Below are 6,467 nucleotides of genomic sequence, written 5' to 3'. Positions count from 1 at the left end.
ACGGTAGGAATCACATGGCTGTCGGTATTGAAAGCGATGAGGGTGCGCACTTCCGGAACAAATCCGTTGGCCTCCACAAAATCCACCGTGGCTTTGGTTGCCGAAACTTCTACCAAACCGAGAGAATTATTGACGAGGATGAAACCCGGATAGACATGTTTTCCGGTGGCGTTAATGACTTTTGCGTTTGCAGGAACCGGGGCGTTGATGCCTGTGATTTTTCCTTTGTCGAAAATAATGGAGGCGTTAGGAAGCACGGCTCCTGTCGCGGTATGTAGGGTAGCGCCTGTAATCGCTATGGGTGCCGACTGCTTAGGTGCCGGAGCCGGCCGCTGTGCAGCCACCATCCCCGAAATGCAGACGGAGAATGATAATATTTTATATAAAGACTTTTTCATGTTTTGATTTTAGTTTAGTGCGAATGTGACTCATGTTCTTCGCCTTCCAGCGTGTCGCAGTGGTAGAGGATGCGCTGTTTTTTCTCGGCGCTCTGGGTGTTGCCTTTTCCGGCATCTTCAGAGAAGAGCATTTTCTGGATGATTCTGTTTTTCTCGTCTTTCACCATCTGGTCTTTGCGTTGCTGCTGTGCGGCATCGAAATACAGAATTCCGTCTACAAAAGTTTTATCCACGGTAGCGTAAATACTTAAAGGATTATCCGTCCAGAGCACAAGATCAGCGTCTTTGCCGGGTTCAATACTTCCCACTTTATGGTCGATCTGAAGCATTTTCGCCGGATTTAAGGTTACCATTTTCCACGCTTCTTCCTGGGGAACATTTCCGTATTTCACTGCCTTACCCGCTTCCTGGTTGAGTCTTCTTGCCATTTCCGCGTCATCAGAATTGATTGCCACATTTACGCCCGCCTGCAGCAGAAGTGCCGCGTTGTAAGGGATGGCTTCACGCACTTCTTCCTTATAGGCCCACCAGTCGGAGAAGGTAGAGGCGTTGGCGCCGTGCTTTTTCATTTTGTCGGCTACTTTATAGCCTTCAAGAATGTGGGTAAAAGTCTGCACGCGGAAATCGAAACGGTCGGCCACATCCATCAGCATGTTGATTTCGCTCTGTACATAAGAGTGGCAGGTAATGAAGCGGTTGCTTTTCAGGATTTCGAGCATGGTCTCCAAACGGAGATCTTTACGGAAGTTTTTATTCGTGCTTTTTTCTTTTTCATATTCCAGGGCGCGGGTAAACCAGAAGTCGAAGGCCTGTTCCACACCTCCTCTCGACTGCGGGAAGCGGTTCGGATTATTGCCCCAGTTGCTTTGCTTCACGTTTTCGCCCAAAGCGAATTTAATATAAGGTTTTGCTCCGGGGAACATCATGTCTTTGGGATCTTCGCCCCATTTGAATTTCACCATCGACGACTGTCCGCCCACCGGATTGGCTGAGCCGTGAAGCTGCTGTGCTGCCGTAACACCACCCGCAAGCTGGCGGTAAAAGTTTACATCATCAGGGTCTATGGCATCGCTCATGCGCACTTCTCCGGAGTTGTTGGTTCCGGCTTCGTTTACGCCGCGTGCAAGCCCGATATGCGTGTGTTCATCGATGATTCCGCTGGTGAGGTGAAGATTGCTGCCGTCGATTACTGTGGTGTTTCCAGAAGAAAGTCCGGTTCCTACCTGTACAATTTTACCTTTGGAGACTTTTACATCGGCATTTTTAATGATGCCTTTTGCACTGTTGGTCCATACGGTAGCATTTTTAATCAAATAATCCTGCTGGGTAGGAAGCGCTTCCGCACCGAACGCAGAAAACGGATACCAGATTTTCCCCGGTTCATCGGTTTTGGCTTTCTCCTCTTTCTTTTCTTCAGGTTCAAAGGCTTTAACAAAACGGATGGTTACCGGAATACTTCTGCCATCTTTGTCTGTTGCCACGGTGGTGCGGTTTTTATAGTCGGTCAGCGGAAGCATCAACCGGTAATTCTGCACGGTATCATTGGGCAGTTTCAGTTCGAGCGCCATTTTATAATCGGCTACCGCCAGTTTTGCTTTCCCTTTTTTGTCGTTCTGAATGATTTCTGCTTCCGGCTTTGTGATCTTACCTTTGATCTTCATGTCATAGGTCTGGTTATTAAGCTGTACCTGATAATCGCCGCGCACATCGGTATCGGGCATGCGGTTGATGATATTCTGCTTACCGGAAACCCAGTTCTCATAAATCACCGATTCTTTCATAAAAAGGTCATCAGAAACAATGATGAAATTCGCCATAGAACCTTTATTAAGATTTCCGAGCGAGCTGACCTGAAGAATCTGTGCAGGCTTTTCTGTAAGGGACTGCAGGATTTCTTCCTTGCTCAACCCTTTTTTATGCAGGTCACGGATGCGGTCCAGAAAGGCATTTTTATCTTTAAGTCTGGACATGGTGAGCGCAAAAGGCACTTTTTCTTTCGCCAGATATATGGCGTTGTACGGCGCCAGTTCCCAGTGTTTCAAATCGGCTACATCCAGATCCTCCACATTCATGAGATCCTGACTCTGGAACGGTTTAGGATATTCCAGCGGAAGGATGAAGGTTCCGTTGGTGGCTTTCATTTCTTTTGCGCGCTGGTACTCGGTTCCCGAACCTACAAACACAAACTGTGTGGCCGCTTCGTCACCGATGGCATCGGCACGCAGTACATCCCATTTTTCAGACGTTTCTATAATGGTCGGGAGTTTACGGTAGCGGTTAAAGGCTTCGAGGTTGGTGTTCTTGCTTTCCAGATATCCGGATTTTGCGTACCAGTCGGCATCCAGATAAAGCTGGCGGAGCAGTGCCACTGATCCTACGAGAGAAGAAGGGTAGGCCTGGCGCGAACTTCCTTTACTGAAGGAGAGCATGAGTCCGGCATCTTCCTTAATCACTTTTTCTGAGGAAAGCCCTTCGCCCAGCGTTATAAGCACCGCAGAACCGCGCACGATTCCGTCTTCATTAAAACTCAGTGCCGCTCCGAAGCCCTGCTTGAGGTAGTCCTGAAAATCTTTGCTTTGGTTGGTAAAACTGCTTACGGCACGGGTATCAGCTTTTACGGCATCATTATATGCTGCTGAGGTCGCATCGGTAGGCAGATAGGTGCTGCCGGGATTGTAATCGTTCCGTTTGGCTTTTTCTACGCCAATGGTTGCATAAGGATCGATAAATGAGGGATATACAAAAGCTCCGCGTCCATCGATCACCACCGCATTTTTCGGGATGCTCACTTTGCCGGAAGCCACTATTTTACCTTCCTGGAATACCAGCACGGCATTATCTACTTTCGTTCTGTAATCCTGGTACAGTGTAATGTTTTTTACGGCGTACACACTGCGGTCTTTTCCTTTGGTATCGTTGGGCCAGAAGCCGACCTGCGCCGAGCCTGACACCATAATCCCGACCGAAACCACCGAGAGTAATTTCTTTAGCATGAAGTATAGGTTTTCTGATTATTGGTTAAACCGGTAAATTTATAAATATTTAGGACTTAAAGCCGCTTATTCATAAAAATAACCGCGCTTTTTTGTGCGGTTGGGTGTTTTTTGTAAATATTTGTACTGATAAATCACTTTTCGGTGATCTAAGTTGGCAGTTTACTAATTATTTATAATGAATGATTTTTAAAATCTTTCCGTCCCGGGGATCAATATCAATTTCAAATGTTCCTCCGAATTCAGGCATTCCGCCAGAGACCAACTTTTCCAGTGTACTTTGATTTAAACTTCCTTTAAGGGACCATACTTTATTTCCTAAAAGCTTAATCTCATAGGGTCTTTGATTCTTGATGTGAGATTTGCCATATGTTTTGAATAAAATTTCTTCAGCGATATCAACAGCGGTTTCTTCATTTTTAACAGTGCAACCGTCGCAGTTGCTAACCTGCTGATTCAGCGCCGTATATCGGTCTGTACTGAAAAATGCTCTGTACACCGCTATTCCCATAACCATGAGTATCAAAAATATCACTGCTCTTTTCATTTTCATAGTATTGTCTTGATTGATACATTTTATGCAATCCGCTCAAAGTTAGCGTTCTTTTTTTATGAAAGAAAATACACTTTTCACAAACTCCTCACTATTTTCGTAGTAGAGCAAATGCCCGCCGTTGATTTTCGCCACGCGCTGGTTCGGGAATTTAAACAGTTTATAATGCTCCGGACCTACAGCATGATCCTGCGTTCCGGTCACTACCAAGACAGGGACTTTAATCCCGGGTGTCAGTTTGGTAAAATCACCATAGTATTCACTGATGTTCCATACGTTATTCCGGAAACCGTTTTCCTCCGGTCTTTTCTCATCAATTTTATTCAACGTATCCATGTTCTCTTTGCTGTCGGACAGGAGTTTATACATCAGACCTTTCTCATTCAGTTTGCCCATGGCTTCACCCAATGCGGGCATGTACTGTCCGTTCTTAATTTCAATTTTGCTTCCCGTAAGTTGGTTGGCATACGAAACCTGACTCATCACCGAATCGTTGAAGTAAAGTGTACTGCTTACCAGGATTAAACCTTTCAGATGGCTGCCGTATTTCGCTGCGTAGCTGGTTGCGATAATCCCGCCGAAGGAGTGCGCCATGAGGTATACTTTCTCTGCGCCAAACTTTTTCCGGAGGTCTTCAATATCCTCTACCATCCGGTTTACAGAATAATCGTTGGTTGCGGAGGCTGCAGAACGCCCGCTGCCGCGCTGGTCGTAATAGACCATTTTCAGGTGGGTTTCCAAACGGTTTCCTTTCAGGTTTTCGAAGGAATCGCTCCACATTCCGGGGCCGCCGTGTACATAAATGCAAAGGTCGCCAGTGCCGGAAACTTTAGTGAAAAGTTTGGTACCGTCGGAAGTTTCAGTGAAAAAAGGGGTAATGGTTTCTGCGTTTTTAGAAAGCGTTTGGGCTAAGAATAACTGCGCCAGTACAATCAATACTGCGGAGAGGTACTTTGTTATCATAGAAGAATGGTTATTAGTTTTAGTTTTTATACAGCGATTGGTAGCACCTCCGGTTTTTTTTGTTACAGGATCAAACAAAAAAAATAATAGAGAAAGCTTTGAGAACCGTCACTTAAAAATTAAACCACTGCTTTGCATACATGAACAGTATAAATAAGAGATATCCGTACAGCAAAACGACAGGCAGTGCGCAATACCATTTTGTCGGCAGTTTTTGGTTGCTGTCGATCCTGCTCTTGATATCGTCGAGTACATATTTTGGGATCAGTTCCAGTGTCGCTTTAATGAGCAGCGGAACAATAATGAGGTCATCCAGCAGGCCGAGCACGGGGATGAAATCCGGAATCAGATCGATAGGACTTAGCAGATAAGCCACGGTAAGTGCAGCCAGAATCTTCGCCATTACGGGCGTGCGGCTGTCGAAGAGGGCATGGTAAATGGGAAACGTTTCCTGCTTCAGTTTTTTTACGTTCTCTTTGAGTTTCTGCAACATGAACTTTAAAGTAACGAATTCTGTTCCATTTAATGCAACAAAAAATCAACGGATCAAATGTGTAACAAAACAATAATCTCCCTTACTGATTAAAAAAACAATAACCGTGTACGAAAAACTGAGAACCCACAAGCTGAATCAATGGCTCATTATCCATCTGCGCTATCTGTTAGGCGTAGCTTTCCTGCCTTCCGGGCTTACCAAAATTGTAGGCAACAGATTTACCCAGATTTCAGCAGATCACCCCATCGGGTTCTTTTTCGAAGGACTTTATCAGTCCGGCATCTATTATAATTTCATAGGAGTAGCGCAGGTTCTTGCGGCTTTACTGTTGATGACCCAAAGATTCGCTACCTTAGGTGCAGTCGTCTATTACAGCCTTATTGTTAATATCTGGTTGATTACCGTCAGTCTGTCCTTTAAAGGTACCTGGGTCATTACGTCACTCATGCTTTTGGCCTGCACCGTATTGCTCGTCTGGGATTATCAGAAGCTGAAAGGGATCTTTGCCTACAACACCGCGCCAAAGATCACCCTATACCCCGATCCGGACCGCCTATGGCAGGCCGCAGGCATCATCTATTTCGTATTTATTCTCGCTATGTCTGCCTTTCCTGCTGACCGTCTGTTTCCGAAGATTAGCGCTGTAATGGTGGTGATCACCTTTGTCGTCTCCAATAGAATTGCCTATAAAAGATATAAAAAAGGGAGAAAGTTCATTGAAAACATCAATCCCACGATGCAACAAACGAAACAATAAATCCCAGGAACAGTAAGATAAGCCCAATGATTCTGGTCACTTTTGCAAATTTCTGATAATTTGTTTCGTTATTCCGTTTATCGTAATGGTCGACGATAACCGAAATAAAATTAGCCGCACCAAAAATAAAAGCACCGTAAATCAGCGTGCAGGCAGCACCGTGGAAACGTATTCCTCTCCCTCGTTTGCCGGGAATATAAATATCATCATTAAACCATCCGTAAGTGCCGTAAATAAGCAGTGCAGCAGCGAACAGTATGCATTTCATTCTTTCCTCCTGAGAAATGTGATTCGGGGTGTGGGTGTT

The 6,467-nt window shown here is 45.3% G+C and carries 6 protein-coding genes and 1 pseudogene; 1 reads left to right on the top strand and 6 read right to left on the bottom strand.

Going from position 1 to position 6,467, the window contains the following annotated elements:
- The 5 genes and pseudogenes from V5N63_RS10890 to V5N63_RS10870 all read right to left on the bottom strand — a co-directional run.
- A pseudogene (locus V5N63_RS10890) lies at positions 1 to 398 on the bottom strand (amidohydrolase family protein); the annotation flags it as partial.
- A gap of 14 nt (positions 399 to 412) precedes the next feature.
- The gene (locus V5N63_RS10885) at positions 413 to 3,391 is read right to left on the bottom strand and encodes an amidohydrolase family protein (RefSeq protein ID WP_332033966.1); all 2,979 of its coding nucleotides are present in this window, start codon (positions 3,389 to 3,391) and stop codon (positions 413 to 415) included.
- 169 nt (positions 3,392 to 3,560) lie between these two features.
- On the bottom strand, positions 3,561 to 3,938 hold the full coding sequence (locus V5N63_RS10880; RefSeq protein ID WP_332033965.1) for a YbbC/YhhH family protein: 378 nt from the start codon (positions 3,936 to 3,938) through the stop codon (positions 3,561 to 3,563).
- 48 nt (positions 3,939 to 3,986) lie between these two features.
- Positions 3,987 to 4,907: an alpha/beta fold hydrolase gene (locus tag V5N63_RS10875; RefSeq protein ID WP_332033964.1), complete on the bottom strand. Its 921-nt coding sequence runs from the start codon at positions 4,905 to 4,907 to the stop codon at positions 3,987 to 3,989.
- Between the two features lie 112 nt (positions 4,908 to 5,019).
- Complete coding sequence (locus V5N63_RS10870; protein ID WP_332033963.1) at positions 5,020 to 5,400, bottom strand: YkvA family protein; 381 nt, start codon at positions 5,398 to 5,400, stop codon at positions 5,020 to 5,022.
- Between the two features lie 106 nt (positions 5,401 to 5,506).
- Between V5N63_RS10870 and V5N63_RS10865 the strand changes: the two genes are divergently transcribed.
- The gene (locus V5N63_RS10865) at positions 5,507 to 6,160 is read left to right on the top strand and encodes a DoxX family protein (protein WP_332033962.1); all 654 of its coding nucleotides are present in this window, start codon (positions 5,507 to 5,509) and stop codon (positions 6,158 to 6,160) included.
- Here V5N63_RS10865 and V5N63_RS10860 read toward each other — a convergent pair.
- Positions 6,129 to 6,467, bottom strand: a 339-nt coding sequence (locus V5N63_RS10860) for a hypothetical protein (RefSeq protein ID WP_332033961.1), incomplete at its 5' end; no start/stop codon positions are given. The two genes, V5N63_RS10865 and V5N63_RS10860, sit on opposite strands and share 32 nt — an antisense overlap.

Origin of the sequence: Kaistella sp. (assembly GCF_032060305.1) — a bacterium.
Classification (GTDB): Bacteria; Bacteroidota; Bacteroidia; order Flavobacteriales; family Weeksellaceae; genus Kaistella; species Kaistella yananensis.
This window is presented reverse-complemented; position numbering and strand designations above follow the sequence as displayed.

Bases quoted from the DNA above. Each gene is read 5' to 3' on its own strand.
- V5N63_RS10885 (WP_332033966.1), bottom strand. From the start codon at position 3,391: ATGCTAAAGAAATTACTCTCGGTGGTTTCGGTCGGGATTATGGTGTCA.
- V5N63_RS10880 (WP_332033965.1), bottom strand. From the start codon at position 3,938: ATGAAAAGAGCAGTGATATTTTTGATACTCATGGTTATGGGAATAGCG.
- V5N63_RS10875 (WP_332033964.1), bottom strand. From the start codon at position 4,907: ATGATAACAAAGTACCTCTCCGCAGTATTGATTGTACTGGCGCAGTTA.
- V5N63_RS10870 (WP_332033963.1), bottom strand. From the start codon at position 5,400: ATGTTGCAGAAACTCAAAGAGAACGTAAAAAAACTGAAGCAGGAAACG.